At 48.1% G+C, this 17,685-nt stretch carries 11 protein-coding genes; 10 read left to right on the plus strand and 1 reads right to left on the minus strand.

Annotation, left to right across the window (positions count from 1 at the left end; translation table 11 throughout):
* Positions 1–23: 23 nt before the first annotated feature.
* Together MJ595_RS08810 and MJ595_RS08815 are read left to right on the plus strand one after the other, a co-directional pair.
* Positions 24–1,697, plus strand: coding sequence for a transposase (locus MJ595_RS08810; RefSeq protein WP_263078486.1), 1,674 nt, complete (start codon positions 24–26; stop codon positions 1,695–1,697).
* An 18-nt stretch (positions 1,698–1,715) separates the two neighbouring features.
* The gene (locus tag MJ595_RS08815) at positions 1,716–3,164 is read left to right on the plus strand and encodes a YfcC family protein (RefSeq protein ID WP_263322481.1); all 1,449 of its coding nucleotides are present in this window, start codon (positions 1,716–1,718) and stop codon (positions 3,162–3,164) included.
* Positions 3,165–3,262: 98 nt separating this feature from the next.
* Here the strand turns inward: MJ595_RS08815 and MJ595_RS08820 are convergent, their stop codons facing one another.
* On the minus strand, positions 3,263–5,725 hold the full coding sequence (locus MJ595_RS08820; protein WP_263082085.1) for a penicillin-binding protein 1A: 2,463 nt from the start codon (positions 5,723–5,725) through the stop codon (positions 3,263–3,265).
* Positions 5,726–6,168: 443 nt separating this feature from the next.
* Here MJ595_RS08820 and MJ595_RS08825 point away from each other — a divergent pair, with 443 nt between their 5' ends.
* From MJ595_RS08825 to gltB, 8 genes are all read left to right on the plus strand, one after another.
* Positions 6,169–7,233 carry a pilus assembly protein PilM gene (locus MJ595_RS08825; RefSeq protein WP_263082086.1) on the plus strand — a complete coding sequence of 355 codons (1,065 nt, stop codon included), beginning with the start codon at positions 6,169–6,171 and terminating at the stop codon, positions 7,231–7,233.
* Positions 7,233–7,793, plus strand: coding sequence for a PilN domain-containing protein (locus tag MJ595_RS08830; RefSeq protein WP_263082087.1), 561 nt, complete (start codon positions 7,233–7,235; stop codon positions 7,791–7,793). Before MJ595_RS08825 ends, MJ595_RS08830 begins: the two co-directional genes overlap by 1 nt.
* Positions 7,790–8,407, plus strand: coding sequence for a type 4a pilus biogenesis protein PilO (gene pilO / locus MJ595_RS08835; protein ID WP_263082088.1), 618 nt, complete (start codon positions 7,790–7,792; stop codon positions 8,405–8,407). Before MJ595_RS08830 ends, pilO begins: the two co-directional genes overlap by 4 nt.
* Complete coding sequence (locus tag MJ595_RS08840; RefSeq protein ID WP_263082089.1) at positions 8,404–8,934, plus strand: pilus assembly protein PilP; 531 nt, start codon at positions 8,404–8,406, stop codon at positions 8,932–8,934. Before pilO ends, MJ595_RS08840 begins: the two co-directional genes overlap by 4 nt.
* Positions 8,935–9,148: 214 nt before the next feature.
* Positions 9,149–11,245 carry a type IV pilus secretin PilQ family protein gene (locus tag MJ595_RS08845; protein WP_263082090.1) on the plus strand — a complete coding sequence of 699 codons (2,097 nt, stop codon included), beginning with the start codon at positions 9,149–9,151 and terminating at the stop codon, positions 11,243–11,245.
* Positions 11,246–11,450: 205 nt separating this feature from the next.
* On the plus strand, positions 11,451–11,981 hold the full coding sequence (gene aroK, locus MJ595_RS08850; protein ID WP_263082091.1) for a shikimate kinase AroK: 531 nt from the start codon (positions 11,451–11,453) through the stop codon (positions 11,979–11,981).
* Positions 11,974–13,068 carry a 3-dehydroquinate synthase gene (gene aroB, locus MJ595_RS08855; protein WP_263082092.1) on the plus strand — a complete coding sequence of 365 codons (1,095 nt, stop codon included), beginning with the start codon at positions 11,974–11,976 and terminating at the stop codon, positions 13,066–13,068. The genes aroK and aroB overlap by 8 nt, the downstream gene beginning before the upstream one ends.
* 148 nt (positions 13,069–13,216) lie before the next feature.
* Positions 13,217–17,677 carry a glutamate synthase large subunit gene (gltB, locus tag MJ595_RS08860; RefSeq protein ID WP_263082094.1) on the plus strand — a complete coding sequence of 1,487 codons (4,461 nt, stop codon included), beginning with the start codon at positions 13,217–13,219 and terminating at the stop codon, positions 17,675–17,677.
* The last annotated feature ends 8 nt before the right edge of the window (positions 17,678–17,685 follow it).

A 17,685-nucleotide genomic window follows, 5' to 3' on the forward strand; every position in this document is an offset into this window, starting at 1 on the left:
TGATATACATCTATCCTTCCCTCATGCAACCCCCAATCAATCAAGAGCAAGTGTACTCACCTGCGAGATTACTGAATCTTGTTGCTCAGCAGCAAGGGCAGATTACTCAGCAGCAAGAGCAGATAGCGAAGCTTCAAGCGCTTGTTGAGGCACTGCAAGCGCAGATTCGTCGTCTTAAAAAACTGCCGCCAAAGCCTGATATCAGACCCAATACAAAACCAAAAGATGATGGTAAAAAGGGTGATAATGGTCCCGGTGATGACAACGAACCGCCTGATAATTCAGGGAAACGTAAGGTTGAGAAGCCTGGCGAACGAACACGAAAAAATCGCCAACAGCCTGATAAGCCAGCAACAGAAAAAATCATCACCGTAGAAGTATCTGATGTCCCGTCTGGTTCGACACCAAACGGATTTAGCTCTTTTTCTGTACAAGAGCTGACTATTCAGGCGTTCACGGTCGAGTATCATTTGGAGCAATGGCAGACGCCCGACGGACAAACCATCACAGCAAAACCTCCCGAAAGCCTGCATGGACATCACTATGGACCACAACTCCAGTCCTATTTGTTGTACCAGCATCACGGTTGCTCGGTGACTCAGCCGCAGCTGTTGGACTGGTTGTGGGATATAGGAATCTCAATGTCCGCGGGAGAACTTCATCGGCTACTCACTGAAGGTCATACTGACTTTCATGAAGAAAAAGACGCTTTGCTGGCAACAGGGTTCAAATGCTCCCGCTACATCCAGACCGATGACACCGGAGCTAGGCATAAAGGACAAAATGGCTACTGTACCATTATCAACAATGAGCTATTTGCCTGGTTTGAGAGCACAGGCAGTAAGAGTAGGGAAAACTTCCTGAGCCTCTTGCATCGCCCCTGGAAGACTTATTCCGTCACGCAGGACGCCTTGGACTATCTGGAAAAATTTGATTACCCGGAGAAGTGGCTAAGCATCATCAGGCAATACATGGGCGTTACGTTTTTAAACCGGGAAGCCTGGGAAGCAGCCCTTAACGACCATGGGCTAACGGGAAAGACCCGGCGCAAGCAAGCAGCAGAAGCGCTTATTTACAGCAGCTTAATGGCTCATGGTATGGGACACCTGACCACATTCAGTGATGGTGCTCAGCAGTTCAACGTATTCAACCATGCTCAATGCTGGGTTCATGCGGAGCGGGGATTGGCTAAAGTCCACCCGGTCAATGAGCAGCAAGCCAGTGCACAGTACTGGTGTCGTACATGGTTCTGGGCTATCTACAACGATTTAAAAGTCTTCAAGGCCAGCCCCGATAAAAGTAAAGCTCAAAACATACGTCGCGATTTCAAGGCCCTGACTAATACCCAGGTAGACTTTCCTGATTTACAGGACGCACTGTCAGGGCTGGTCGTTATAGAGAAGGAATTGCTACAGGTACTCGATGCTCCAAGCCTTCCGCTCCATAACAACCTGAGCGAAAGCCAAATACGGGAATACGTGAAACGACGAAAAATCAGCGGCGGCACAAAAAGCAAAGCGGGAAGAAAGTGCCGGGATACGTTTGCCAGCCTGAAAAAAACTTGCCGGTTGTACGGTTTATCGTTTTGGCATTATCTGAAAGATCGAATCATGGGCAGTGGCAGTTTTCCCTGGTTGCCCGACCTGATAGAACAAGCATCCAGCGACTTTTCGTGTGGGTTAACCAGCAGTTATTGAGAACTTACACTTATTGCCATTGGCTTAACATGGGTCGTTCCTGCTGGCTCATACTCCAAGTTGTTTTATGATTCGATGAGTCAGAAATTGCAAGTGACTGCACCAACAGGAGAAATTAATAAGTTACCTGCCGATCAGAAGTCTCTTGATGCCTTAGGCATCAATATAAATATTGGGCAATTTACAAATGGCAGCATTCGCAAGCCTATTTCAATTCCTGATACATACCAGCGGTTGCCTCAGGCACCTATGGGTATAGAGGATATTGCTGTCAGCATGGTTCATGGCACCATTGAAGGTGCAGATATTATTGTGTTTATCTTAGTGCTTGGTGGTTTAATTGGAGTCATAAAAAAAACAGGTGCATTCAATGCCGGGTTAATTGCATTATCCAAAAAAACCAGGGGAAAGGAATTTTTATTTGTTGCATTGGTTTCATTACTGATGGCCATTGGAGGAACCACCTGTGGCATTGAAGAGGAAGCTGTTGCCTTTTATCCGATTCTGGTGCCGGTTTTTCTGACATTGGGATATGATGCCATCGTTTGCGTGGGTGCTATTTTCCTGGCCTCTTCTATTGGTAGTGCCTTCTCCACCATAAACCCTTTTTCTGTGGTGGTTGCTTCTAATGCCGCAGGTATTTCATTTATGGAGGGTATGGGTGCCAGGATTTTTGGCCTTGTTGTGGGCATTATCTTTGTTATCGGCTATTTGTATTGGTATGCAAAGAAAATCAAGGCAGACCCTACTTTCTCCTATACCTACAGTGACCTTGAATCATTTAAAGCACGATACCTCAGTGATGACACCCATAATCACCACATCGACTTTACGCTTCGTCGTAAACTGATTTTGTTACTGTTTGCCCTGGCATTTCCTTTAATGATATGGGGTGTAACCATTGCAGGATGGTGGTTCCCACAAATGGCCGCTTCTTTTTTATCCATCGCAATCATTATTATTTTTATCTCTGGCCTTAATGAAAAGGATGCTTTAGAGGCTTTTACCCAGGGAGCTTCTGAGCTGGTTGCCGTTTCATTAATTATTGGCATGGCCCGGGGGGTTAATATTGTACTTGAGAGTGGCATGATTTCAGATACGATTCTGGCGTATGCCTCACAGTTGGTTTCTGGCATGGAAGGCAGTGTTTTTGCCGTTGCCCAGTTAATTGTCTTTTTCTTCCTCGGCCTTATCGTGCCTTCCTCTTCCGGTCTTGCGGTTTTGGCCATGCCAATTATGGCACCACTGGCCGATACCGTCATGATTCCAAGAGATATCGTTGTCTCTGCCTATAACTGGGGACAATATGCCATGTTATTCCTGGCACCTACCGGACTTGTACTTGTGACACTTCAAATGCTGGGCATTCAGTTTGACCGGTGGATTAAATTTGTCTGGCCGGTTGTTGTCTTTATGCTGCTGTTTGGCGCTGCACTGCTGGTAGGTCAGGTCATGATGTTAAGTTAGGTGTCATTCCTTTATTGTTAAGCCGCACCAGGCAAGATCTGTCAAAACATCAACAGCTCCTGGCCAGGTGCGGTTTAGGCTCATAACTTATTGGTCAACTAAAACAATTCCTTGGGTGAGAAGGATTGCTCCAGGTTATCCAAAATGGGGGTTTCCTCTTCACTGATTGTTTTCGGTGCATGCTCTTTTCTGAAAATTTCAAAAATGGCATTTGTATCACCTTGGCGGGCCAGCTTTCCTGTCTTGGGGTTTATTTTCAGGGTGACCAGTCCTTCAGGCTGGGGTAGCCGCTTCTCTTGCTTGTCTTTGAGGGCCGTTTGCATGTATTCCAGCCACACTGGCAAGGCTGCATTGGCACCATACTCCCATCGTCCGAGTGTTGAATAGTTATCCATACCAAGCCAGACACTGGTTAAAACGTCGGGATTAAAGCCAACAAACCAGGCATCCTTGTTGTCATTGGTGGTACCTGTTTTACCACCAATATCATGTCGGCCTAATGCCCGGGCCCGTTTGCCAGTACCGTGCCAGATAACATCATTCAGAATATCATTGACAATATAGTTGACCCTGGGATCCATAACCTGCTTGGCTTTAGCGGGAAAAGGCTGGGCAATCTCTTCCGGGGCCATTTCTGACGGAATAGAATAGGCGACCATTTCAGGATCTTCTGCCCCGGAATTATTACCCTGTAGCTCATCCTGCTGATCGCAGGCTTTGCACACTGTTTCAGGTTCTGCCTGATAGACGACATCATTCATCACCTCTACCCTGTCGATCAGATAAGGGGTAATTTGATAGCCGCCATTGGCCAGTACCGCGTAGCCACTGGCAAGTTCCATGGGTGTCATGGAAACGTTACCCAGGGCCAGGGACAGGTTTCTGCTAAGGGCTTCCTTAGGAAAGCCCAGCCGGGTTAAGTAGTTAATGGCCCTGTTAATGCCCACCTGTCGCAATACTCGAATGGAGACCAGGTTTCGGGAGCGATAGAGTCCTTCCCGCAAGCGCATTGGGCCATTGAATCGCATATTATCATTGTTGGGGCGCCAGGCACCTTCAAGCCCATTATCATCAAATACAATGGGGGCGTCGTTAATAATGGTTGCTGCCGTCAGTCCGTTGGCTATGGCGGAGGCATAAACAAAGGGTTTAAAGGATGAACCTGCCTGGCGAATGGCCTGGGTGGCCCTGTTATACATGCTGTCGTAAAAGTTAAACCCTCCCACCAGTGCCAGTATGGCACCATTTTCCGGGTGAATGGATACCAGTGATGACTGGGCAACGGGTTCTTCGCTCAGACGATAGCGGCCATCAGGCATTTTCCGAACCCATATCATGTCGCCCGCCTGCACAATGTCTGATGCCGATTTGGGGTTATAACCAAAGGCGTTGACATTAATATAGGGCTTGGCCCAGCGAAGGTTATCCCATTCTATTTGGTTATGTTGGCCATCCTTGAGAAGAATGCTGGCGGTTTTATCATCAACGTCTAATACCACTGCCGGTGTCAGCACGCTGACCGAGCGGACTTGGTTAAGTGCCTCTTGCCAGTCATTCTCTGTTGTGGCCCCGTGTTCAATGAGATTGCTCATGGGGCCTTGATAGCCATGGCGTTCGTTATAGGCCATTAACCCATTGATTACAGCGGTATTGGCAGCCTCCTGGAGTTCACTGTTGATGCTGGTGTATACCTTAAAGCCTTCCGTATAGGCGTCAGGGCCAAAGCGTTCAACCATTTCCTGTCGGGCCATTTCGGCCACATAGGGCGCATGAAGCTCTATTTTGGTGCCATGGTAGCTGGCCGTGACTGGTTGAATTACAGCGTCTTCATAGTCGCTTTCATTAATGTAGCCAAGCTCTTTCATCCGGCTCAGAATCCAGTCACGGCGGAGTATGGCCCGATCCGGATCATTAATGGGGTTGTAACGGGAGGGTGCCTTGGGCAGTCCTGCCAGCATGGCTATCTGAGCCAGGGTTAGCTCGCTGATGGGCTTGTCGTAGTAAACCTGTCCCGCCGCTGCTATGCCATAGGCCCGGTTGCCCAGATATATTTTATTGAGATAAAGCTCAAATATTTCGTCTTTGGTGAGTTCTTGCTCTATTTGCAGGGCTAGCAGAATTTCATTGAATTTCCGGGAAAAAACCCTTTCATGGCTTAAAAAGAAGTTTTTAGCCACCTGCATGGTAATGGTACTGCCACCGGACTGAATGCGACCTGTTGTGATCAACTGAACGGCAGCGCGCACAAGGCCAATAAAGTCGACTCCCGGATGGGAGTAAAAGCGGTCATCTTCAGCGGCCATAAAGGCATGAACCAGGTTTTTGGGAAGAGACTCAAATTGAACGGGTTGCCGACGCTTTTCTCCAAACTCAGCCATGAGCTTGTGGTCGCTGGTGTAAATCCGTAAGGGGGTCTGTAAATGGACATCTTTGAGAGATTCCACGGATGGCAGGGAGGGACTGAGGTACAGGAAGGCGCTGGCCGCTATGGCCACTATGCCACTGACTGAGGCCAGGCCGGCCCAGACCACAAATCTGAATAACTTTACCGAATGTTTCATGCAGAGTGAAGTTCCTACCAAAGCAGAGGCATTCAGCGGGTTAGGAGCTAGTACATCAAGTGACGTACCAGGTTGCATATGCCATCTTTGTCGATTCCAGGATGGCTATTATAAGGGGTATTAAGCCTGGTTGACACATACATGAAAACTCAACTAAGCAGAAGAGGGGCGGGTGCAGGTTTTATCCGCTTTAATGTCATTATAAAAGAATGCAGAATTGTCTTTCGGATATTTATCGGTAATTGCGTAAATTACAATCCTGATATTTAATGAAGTTAAGGGCTTTTTTAAATCATATGAACCAGGCTTGTATTATCCAGCAGTCCGGTGCCTGCCGTTAGTCATATTACTGTCATCAAGTGTTTAATCTGTTTTGCCCTGCCCGTGTCAGGCATCTTATTGGCAGTGCTGCCTAAAGGAATAATCAAGAAAAGGAATGTCCAGTGTTTGGGCTATTTAATAACAAGCCTAAGGCGCTTCTCGGAATTGATATCAGTTCAAACTCCATCAAAGTGATTCAGTTAAGCTGTGAAGGTGGCCAGTATCGTTTGGAGGCTTTTGGTTCTGATCGTCTTCCGGAAGGGGCTGTTGTAGAAAACACCATCCAGAATACTGAAGTGGTAGGTAATGCCATTAGCAAGGCTGTTGCCCGCTCACGTTCCAATTTGAACGATGTGGCTGTTGCAGTTACCGGTGCTGCCGTGATTACCAAGATGATTGAAATGGATGCATCCCTGAGTGATGGGGAGATGGAGTCACAGATTGCGGTAGAGGCTGATCAGTATATTCCTTATGCCCTTGATGAGGTGGCTATAGATTTTGAGGTGCAATCGCTCAATGCAGACAATCCGCAAAGGGCAGAGGTGCTTCTTGCAGCTTGCCGGAAGGACAGTGTTGAAAGCCTTGAGGAAGTTCTGGAGATTGCAGGACTAAATGCTGCCGTTGTTGATATTGAAGCCTTTGCCATGGAAAGGGCATTTGAATTACTGGAAGGGAATATAAGTCTATCTGTAGAAGAACCAGCGGTTGCTGTTGTTGATATTGGTTCTGATTCTACGTCCCTATATGTTTTGATTGATGGCAAGACGGTTTATACCAGAGAACAGCCTTTTGGTGGACAGCAGTTGATTGATGAGGTTCAGCGTCATTACGAATTTACACAGGATGAGGCTGTTCAGGCAGTTAAGCAGGGAACATTACCTGAGGATTATGAATCAGAGCTGCTGAGACCCTTCAGGGATGCAACAGTTCAGCAAATATCAAGATCCCTTCAATTTTTTTATTCCTCCAGCCAGCATAGTCAGGTAGATGCAATTGCTCTGGCAGGAGGAACCGCATTAATTTCAGGGTTGGTTCCACAGTTACAAAAGGAGTTGGGGGGTAATGTATTTTTGGCAAATCCTTTTGCTGATATGTCCTTTTCTGGGAAAATTAATACTAAGGAACTGACACTAATAGCACCATCGCTCATGGTTGCCTGTGGGTTGGCTATGAGGAGCTTTGATTAATGGCAAAAATTAACCTGCTGCCCTGGAGGGAGGAACTCCGGGAACAACGGAAAAAGATCTTTATTGCAGGTTGGGGGGGCGTTATCTTTTTTGCTGTGCTGATTATTGTTGTTTCTGATTTTATGATAAGTGATGCCATTAGCATTCAGCAGGGGCGTAATCGGTATCTACAAAACGAGATCGGCAGTTTGGATAGAAAAATAACTGAAATAAAAAATATCAAGAAAGAGAAGGCACAATTAGTGGAAAGAATGGTAGTCATTAACGGCCTTCAAGGAAATAGGCCTGTTATTGTCAGGGTTTTTGATGAGCTGGCGCGTATTGCTCCGGATGGGGTGTATTTTAAAAAGCTTTCAGTTAGAGAGTTTCAATTGAGCCTGGTTGGAGTGGCTGAATCAAATAACCGGGTTTCTGAATTAATGAGAAAAATTAATTCTTCATCATGGTTTGAAGATCCAAACTTAACGGCAGTGAGAAAGGTTGTTGAAGATGGGGAACGTCTTAATGAATTTGATTTGACCTTTGCCAAAGCCAGTCCTGAAGGTGAGGAGTCATTATGAGTATTTCAGAATCAGTAAAAAAACTATCTGAAATTGATTTTAATGAGCTGGACTTGGAAAATATTGGTGATTGGCCTAATGTACTAAAAATTGTTATTTGTATGGTTAGTTTTATAGTTGTTATTGCCCTCGGTTATCAATTTCACCTCACTGACCTACGAAGTACTTATGAGCGTAATTGTTCAAGAGAGGAAGAATTAAAAGACCAGTTCAAAGTGAAGGCTTTTCAAGCAGGAAATCTTGAGGCCTATAAAAAACAATTGGCGGAGATGACAAAGCAGTTTGGTGAACTGGTGCGACAACTTCCGGAAGATACAGAGGTTCCGGGTTTGCTTGATGATATTACCCTAACGGCTCGGGGAGCCGGGCTGCAAGTAGAATATATTAAACTTCAGACTGAACAGGTGAATGAATTTTATATAGAACTGCCTATTAAAATTCTGGTTAAGGGTAGCTACCATGATTTCGGTAATTTCGTCAGTGGTACGGCAGCACTACCCAGAATAGTGACTCTTCATGACTTGTCCATTAAGCCTGATGGCAATGCGGACAAACTGGCCATGGAAATTATCGCCAAAACATACCGGTACAATGACAGGGGTGTTCCACAATGAACAGGTACTGGTATCTCTGGGCTTTTAGCCTGCCTGTGCTGACAGGGTGTTCAGGTCACTCAAGCAAAACAGATCTCGATCAGTACATGGCTGAAATCAGGTCTCGTCCAGCGGGAAAGGTTGAACCCGTTCCTGTCTTTGAGTCTTATGAATACTTTTCTTATGGCGCTTCAGGTATGCGGAGTCCTTTTGAACCGCCTAAAAGGGCGTTGGAGAGGAAAAGAATAGATAATGGCGTAAAGCCTGACCCCAATCGGGTTAAGGAATATCTGGAGCAGTTTGATATTGCATCATTCAGTATGGTGGGAACCATTAGCAATCATTTGGGGTTGTGGGGACTGGTCAGGGGAGAGGATGGTATTCATCGAGTGAAGGCAGGTGATTATCTTGGCAGGAATCATGGCCGGATCACATTTATTGATGACCAGGAAATTCAGTTGATAGAAATCATGCCGATCAATCAGGGACACTGGGTTGAAAGGCAAAGACGAATTCCTCTAACAGAAAGCAGTGCCAGCAAAAAGTAGCTTCAGGAACGGAAATCCATAAACCTTCAAGCAACCATTCAATTAGCAATCGCCCTTCGACAACGCCCTGATTTTATAAAGCGCGCTTGATTTTTTTCGGTTGGTGCCGATTAAGATCACCAGTCCTTTATCGGTTTATGGGTAAGCAAAAATGAATAATAAGCCCAGGCTGCATTCAGGCGCATTGGGTGTGCTTGTATATGGCATATTGAGTGTGAAACCACTGCTTACCCATGCCGGTGTCCTGATTGACATGGATGCCACCTCCAGACCCGATGGCCGGGTTGAACTGCGTCTGGCCTTTGATGGTCCTGCCCCCAATATTAAAGGGTATAGTATTGAGCAGCCTCCCAGGGTTTCGATTGACTTGCCAGACACCAGTAGTGGCTTGCCCAAGTATAATGAGCTGGGTTTTGATGTTGCTCAAAGTGTCACCGTACTTGAGGCAGGCAAAAGAACAAGGCTTGTGGTTAATCAGAAAACTCCCACAGGATTTTCCAGTAAAGTGGATGGCAACCTGCTTTATATCGCCCTGGGTGATAACAGCAAGCCTGCTGCCGCACCAGTTACCTCAATGCCACCGCAGGAAATGTACACTCCGGGTATAGGGGCCGCCTATGGTTTATCGCCTTCTGTAGAAAAATCCGTGGCGGGTTCAGTGACCCAAATTGATTTTCATAGAGGTGATGCCGGTGAGGGGAATGTTGTCGTCTCTTTATCAAGCTCGGGCGTACCTGTTGACATTAATGAAGTCTCTGGCCGCATCAGGTTACAGTTTCAGGGGGAGATCATTCCCGAAAAATTGCAAAACCGACTGGATGTTATCGATTTTGCCACACCGGTTAAATACATTGATGCAAAGGTTGAGAGTGGAAATGCCATCATAGTTATCGAGCCCAAGGCAGGGTATGACTATCTGGTTTATCAGGCGGATAATAAATTGACGGTTAGTGTAAAACCTCTCACAGGCAAAAGCCTGGCTAAAAAAAGGAAAGGGCTGACTTATAAGGGAGAGAAGTTATCCCTTAACTTCCAGAATATTGAAGTGAGAGCTGTGTTACAGCTTATTGCTGACTTTACCAGTTTGAACCTGGTGGCCTCGGACACAGTGACAGGTAATGTCACCTTAAGATTACAAAACGTACCCTGGGACCAGGCCCTTGATATTGTGCTCAAGGCAAAAGGTTTAGACAAACGCCTTGAGGGGAATGTTTTAACGGTGGCCCCTGCCGATGAGATCGCTGCGAGAGAAAGGCAGTTACTGGAAAATGAAAAGCAAATCAGGGAGCTGGCTCCGGTTTATACGGATCTGATTCCCATCAATTATGCGGATGCCGCTGAAATCGCCGCGGTGCTGGCCGGAAGTGGAGAGGAAAGTGAAACCCTTCTTACCGAGCAAGGATCGGTACAGGTGGTTGAAAGAACCAATAGCCTCCTGATTAAGGACACCCAGGCCAAGCTTGATGAGCTGAGAGAGTTACTGGAGCAGCTGGATATTCCGGTGAGGCAAGTATTGATAGAAGCCCGGGTGGTGACATTAAGTACCAGCTATAGAAAAGAGCTGGGTGTGAAATGGACCGGAGGAGTGAGTAATTCCAGCAACAATCGCTATATTCTTGGGGGAGGACGAGGAACCAATATCAAGTTTGAAGAGGGAACGGCTATCTATGATGCCAATAATAACTTTGATATGTCGGCCCTTAAGACCGGGTTTACCGGAGAAAATATATTTACCGACCTGGGTGTGACTGGAGATACCGCCGCTGCCCTGGGCATTGGCTTTGCCACCAATGGTACTCTCCTGAATTTGGAGCTTTCTGCCCTGCTAAGCGATGGTGGTGGTGAGGTTATTTCGCAGCCAAAAGTGATTACGGCAGATAAGCAAACGGCCACCATCAAGGCGGGTAAGCAGATTCCCTATACAGAGGCATCATCCAGTGGGGCAGCTACCGTATCCTTTCAGGATGCTGTATTGTCGCTGGAGGTGACTCCCCAGATTACCCCTGAGGGGCGGGTGATCATGGATATCAAGATCACTAATGATGACTCAACAGAAACCGCTCCCAATGGCGTTCCCATTATTGATAAAAATGAGATTACAACCCAGGTGCTGGTGGATGATGGAGAGACGGTTGTTCTGGGAGGGGTGTTCAAACAGACTAAAAGTAACCGGGTTGATAAAGTGCCCGTACTGGGCGATATCCCTTATGTAGGAAACCTGTTCCGGCGCAAGGCCAACAGGGATGAAAAAAGTGAGTTAATGGTTTTTATTACCCCCCGAGTGGTTTCAGAAGGTGTTAACCTGCCATAAAGAGGGCGTCTAACGACAGCCCCGGGCAGGCATTTTTCCGGCCTAGCCTTTCCCTCGCCAAATAAGAAATTCATATATTTACAGGCGATTTCCTGAAATTTTCAGCTATTTTTCAAGCAATCTTGATTGATCTCTCTGTTGTCAGACGACCTAGCTATGCGCTACGCTCGGTGCACCAGGGTTGGAGGTCGGGCTGATAGCGCAAATGCAGTTGAGAAATATCTATCTTATAGGGCCTATGGGTGCAGGTAAGACAACCATAGGTCGATTGTTAGCCAAAGACTTGAACTTGCCATTTCTGGACTCTGACCATGAGGTTGAGGCGCGCAGTGGTGCAGATATTCCGTGGATCTTTGACATGGAAGGCGAGAGTGGTTTTCGGCTTAGGGAAATGCAGGTTGTAACGGAGCTGTGTTCCATAAAAGGCGTTGTGATGGCAACAGGGGGCGGCGTAGTAAAAGCGGAGGCAAACCGAAGGGCTCTTTGTGCCAATGGCTTTGTGGTCTATTTATATGCACCGGTCAGTGTTCAGCTGGAAAGAACCGCCAGGGATAAAAGGCGTCCGCTGCTACAAAGGCCAGACCGTGAACAGGTGCTAAGGTCTTTGCTGAAAGAGAGAGACCCCCTTTATCGAGGGATTGCAGATCTTGTATTAGATACCCAGAAAATGTCACCGAAAACGGTGATTGCTGAAATTATCAAGTCAGTGGGTTCTGAGGGAGTGTGTAATGCATAAGCTAAACGTGGATCTTGGTGAACGCAGTTATCCCATTTTTATTGGTGAGGCGTTGCTGACGCACCCTGAGTACCTGACGTCCTATATTTCAGGAAATCAGGTAGCTATTGTAACCAATGATGTGGTTGCCCCACTCTATCTGGATCTGCTGAAGAAGTCACTGGCTGGCTATAATGTCATCACAGAGGTTTTACCTGATGGCGAGGTTTTTAAGTCCCTGGCTACTGTGGAGCGTATCTTTGACCGACTGTTGTCGGCCCGGTTTACCAGAAAGGCAACATTGATAGCCCTTGGCGGTGGCGTAGTGGGTGATATGACAGGGTTTGCCGCTGCCTGCTACCAGCGCGGAATTGATTTTATCCAGGTGCCCACCACCCTGCTGTCACAGGTGGATTCTTCGGTGGGGGGGAAAACCGGGGTGAATCACACCTTGGGCAAGAATATGATTGGGGCTTTCCATCAGCCTAATGTGGTAGTGATTGATACTGAAACCCTGTCAACCCTGCCCGATAGAGAGTTGTCGGCAGGTCTTGCTGAAGTGATCAAGTATGGCCTGATTCATGATGAACCCTTTTATCGCTGGCTTCAGGAACATATGGACGGTTTAAGGGAAAGAGTCCCGGATCTGCTGGCCTATGCCATACGGCAGTCCTGCCTGGATAAAGCCAAGGTGGTTGCTGCTGATGAAAAAGAGTCGGGCATCAGGGCTATCCTTAATCTGGGACACACCTTTGGTCATGCCATAGAAACCCATATGGGATATGGGAACTGGCTCCATGGCGAGGCTGTAGCGGCAGGAATGGTGATGGCCATCAACCTGTCTGCCCGATTGGGACTGTGTTCACCCCATGAACAAACGACTCTTGTTGCCCTTTTAAAAAGGGCTGGGTTACCGGTTGCCCCTCCTGCTGAAATGACCCCTGATGACTTTCTTGAGTTGATGCTGGTGGATAAAAAAGTCATTGATGGCCGTTTACGCCTCGTGCTTCTTAAAGGGGTTGGCAATGCGGTTGTAACCGAAGACTTTGAGCAAACACAGCTGGTTCATTGTCTGGATGAAATGTGTGGAATGGAAAGCGTTGTTTAGGTTCTTATTGCCTTAAGGTTGGGAGGGCAGTACATCATTTCAATGGGTTTACCTGTCAATTTCATTGAAATATCCAGGCTGGCCCTGGCGTTGCATCAACCACTGTACAAACAGGCCATAACAAAAACTATTTGATGAGAGAGTGCCTATGAAAGCAGGTCTATACCGCCCTCAGGAGTTCAGGGATAATTGCGGTTTTGGGCTGATAGCCCACATGGAAGGAAAAAAGAGCCATCACCTTCTTCAGGCTGCAATAGAGGCGCTGACCTGTATGACCCATCGTGGCGGTATTGCTGCCGATGGAAAAACAGGGGACGGTTGTGGCTTGCTTGTTCAGATTCCCGATGAATTCTTTCGCTCAGTGGTCAAAGAGCAGTTGGGTACGATTTTACCCAGGCGCTATGCCATTGGCATGGTTTTTCTGGGCAGTGATCAGCGTGCGGCAACTGTCGCCAGAAACAAGCTTGAAAGTGAACTGACCAGGCAGTCCTTGCAGATCATTGGCTGGAGACCGGTGCCGGTTAATAGTGATTGTCTTGGACCGCTTGCCAGGGAGCAGCTGCCAGTGATAGAACAGCTGTTTGTCACTGCCGCTGATGGCCTTGATGACAAACACTTTGCTGCACGGCTGTATATGGGGCGGCGCTATGCCAATATGGCACTGGAACAGGATAAGGACTTTTATATCTGCTCCCTGTCAACGCGGGTCATTTGCTATAAAGGGCTAATGATGCCGGTTGATCTTCCCATATTCTATGAGGATCTGGGCGATGACCGTTTTAAAACGGCCATTTGCGTATTCCATCAAAGATTCTCCACCAACACCCTTCCCCGATGGCCACTGGCCCAGCCTTTCAGAATGCTGGCCCATAACGGTGAGATCAATACCATCATGGGTAACCGCAATTGGGCAGAGGCTCGGCGGCATAAATACAAATCAGAATTACTGGAGGGCCTTGAAACCGTATTCCCTCTGGTGAACCAGACCGGTTCCGATTCATCTTCCCTGGATAATATGCTGGAAATGCTGGTCACCGGAGGCGTGGATATTTATCGGGCAATTCGTATGCTGATTCCGCCAGCCTGGCAGAATGTTGATACCATGGATCCGGACCTTCGGGCTTTCTACGAATATAATTCCATGCATATGGAACCCTGGGACGGGCCTGCCGGGCTGGTAATGACCGATGGCTGTAACGCAGTGTGTGCCCTTGACCGCAATGGACTGCGCCCGTCCCGTTGGGTGATTACCAGAAATGGTTATCTTACCGTGGCCTCGGAGGTGGGGGTATACGGTTATCAGCCGGAAGATGTTATTGCAAAGGGGCGGGTGGGACCCGGAGAGATTCTGGCCATTAACACGGAGTCGGGTGAGTTACTGAAAGCCCATGATATCGATGAAAGGCTTAAGCTTCGTCAGCCCTATAAAAAATGGCTGAAACAACACGCCTATCGAATGCGGGCTCAATTCAGGGAAGACGACCATACCATTGAGCACTTATCTCCTGAAACCCTCTCGGCCTACCAAAAAATGTTTATGGTGAGTTTTGAAGAGAGGGATCAGGTTATCCGGCCATTGGTTGAAAATGGCCAGGAGGCGGTGGGTTCAATGGGGGATGATACTCCTATGGCTGTACTGTCCCGGCAAACCCGCTCGCTTTATGACTATTTTCGCCAGCAGTTTGCCCAGGTGACCAACCCGCCCATTGATCCCCTTCGTGAAGCCATTGTGATGTCTCTGGAGACCTGCCTTGGCCGTGAGCAGAACCCCTTTGGTGAAACACCGGAACATGGCGCCAGGGTTATTTTAAAGTCCCCGGTATTATCGGCAACCAAGTTTTTGAATCTGATTAACGGGCATCATAAACATCAGGATCTACAGGTTGAAACCATTGATCTGAATTATGACCCTCAGCATGGGTTAAAAGCCGCCATAGAACGTGTGTGTGACCAGGCAGAGCTGGCCGTCAGCCAGGGCAAGGTTTTGATTCATCTGACTGATCGAAATATCAGGCAACACCGGTTACCTGTTCACGCTGCCCTGGCTACCGGTGCAGTACACCACCGGCTGATTAAAAAAGGGCTTCGCTCTGATGCCAATATTATTGTGGAAACCTGTACGGCCAGGGACTCTCATCACTTTGCGGTATTAATCGGATTTGGCGCTACTGCGGTATACCCTTATCTGGCTTACGAAGTTATCAATGATCAGGTTCGTAACGGAGAGGTGCTGGCTGATCCCCTGGATGCGTATAAGTCTTATCGTAATGGCATCGGTAAGGGGTTGCTCAAGATTCTCTCAAAAATGGGGATTTCCACCATCGCCTCTTATCGGGGGGCACAGTTATTTGAAGCTGTTGGCCTTTCAGATGAAATCATTGATCTGTGCTTTAAAGGCGTTCAAAGCCGAATTGCCGGAGCGCGTTTTGAGGATTTGCAACATGATCAGTCTTTACTGGCAATGACCGCCTGGAAACCCCGTAAGGCGATGGATCAGGGGGGACTGCTTAAATACGTTCATGGTCGTGAATATCACGCCTTTAACCCCGATGTGGTTCAGTTTTTACAGCAAGCCGTACAAACGGGTAGCTATGATACCTACAGCCAATATGCCGGTTTGGTAAACGACAGGCCGGTGGCTAACCTGCGTGATTTATTTGCTCTTAAAATGCCCCAAAAGGCGCTGCCCATCGATAAAGTAGAGCCGGTATCGGATATTGTTCGGCGGTTTGACTCGGCGGCAATGAGCCTGGGAGCCTTATCACCTGAGGCCCATGAAGCCTTGGCTGAAGCCATGAATCGTCTGGGAGGGCGTTCTAACTCGGGAGAGGGTGGGGAAGATCCGGCACGTTTTGGCACTGGGCGGGTATCGAAAATCAAGCAAATTGCTTCCGGACGCTTTGGTGTCACTCCTCACTATCTGGTCAATGCGGAAGTGCTACAGATTAAGGTGGCCCAGGGAGCTAAGCCCGGGGAAGGCGGACAGCTTCCGGGGGGGAAGGTAAACCAGCTAATTGCCAGGCTTCGCTATGCGGTTCCCGGTGTTACCTTGATTTCACCGCCTCCCCACCACGATATCTACTCCATTGAGGATCTTGCCCAGCTTATATATGACCTGAAACAGGTCAATCCCTCTGCCCTGGTATCCGTCAAGCTGGTCTCTGAACCCGGGGTGGGAACCATTGCCGCAGGTGTTGCCAAAGCCTATGCGGACTTGATTACAATTTCCGGGTATGACGGTGGTACGGCTGCCAGTCCGCTGACGTCTATACGTTATGCCGGTTCACCCTGGGAGCTGGGATTGGCTGAAGCCCATCAAACACTGCGTGGTAATGGCTTGAGAAGCAAGGTTAGGTTGCAAACCGATGGAGGTATAAAAACCGGGCTGGATGTGGTCAAAGCCGCTATTTTTGGCGCCGAGAGTTTTGGCTTTGGCACTGCGCCAATGGTGGCTATGGGCTGCAAATATTTGCGGATATGTCATCTAAATAATTGTGCGACGGGGGTAGCCACTCAAAACCGGCATCTCAGGGAGAATCACTTTAAGGGTTCAGTGGAGATGATTATGAACTTTTTCTCCTTTGTGGCAGAAGAAGTTCGTGAATGGCTGGCATTGCTTGGTGTCCGCAGCCTGGAAGAGGTGATTGGTCGCACGGAACTGCTGGAATGTTTGCCCGGGCAGACGGAAAAGCAAAAACACCTTGATCTCGAACCTCTGCTATATAACTCGCTGAATGTTGCTGATGGCAGCGCACACACATGCCAGGTGGATCGCAACCAGCCTTTTGACCAGGGAACCCTGGCAGAAAAAATGGTGGCGGATTGTTTATTGGTTATTGAAAAGGAATGCGGTGGTCAGTTCAGTTATCCCGTGAGTAACTGCGACCGGTCAATCGGGGCTCGTCTGTCTGGAGAAATAGCCCGGCGTTACGGTAATACAGGGATGTCGGGGAAACCGATAACACTCAGGCTAACTGGCAGTGCGGGACAAAGCTTTGGTGTCTGGAATGCCGGTGGTCTGGATATGTATCTGGAGGGCGATGCCAATGATTATGTAGGGAAAGGCATGACCGGGGGCAAGCTGGTTATCCGGCCTCCTGAAGGTAGCCAGTTCCTTTCCAGGGATACGTCTATTATTGGTAATACCTGTCTGTATGGAGCTACTGGTGGCAAGCTGTTTGCCTCCGGTTGTGCAGGTGAGCGCCTGGGGGTTCGTAACTCCGGTGCCACCGCAGTGGTGGAGGGCGCCGGTGATCACTGTTGTGAGTATATGACCGGCGGTCTGATAGTGGTGTTGGGTAAAACCGGTTATAACTTTGGTGCGGGAATGACTGGCGGCTTCGCTTACGTACTGGATCTTGAACGGCATTTTGTAGACCGTTACAACCATGAGCTAGTGGATATTCACCGTATCGATATAGAAAATATGGAGGCTTATCAGTCCCACCTGATGAGTGTTCTTGAAGAGTATATTGACGAAACTGCCAGTGAGTGGGGGCAGGAAATTTTTGAGGACTTTTACGATTACCGAGGGCGTTTCTGGTTGGTCAAGCCCAAGGCTGCCAGTCTTGACTCACTGTTAACCAGCACCCGGGCAGGGGCTGAATAGCCTTCGCC

Source organism: Endozoicomonas sp. Mp262 (assembly GCF_025643335.1).
GTDB lineage: Bacteria > Pseudomonadota > Gammaproteobacteria > Pseudomonadales > Endozoicomonadaceae > Endonucleibacter.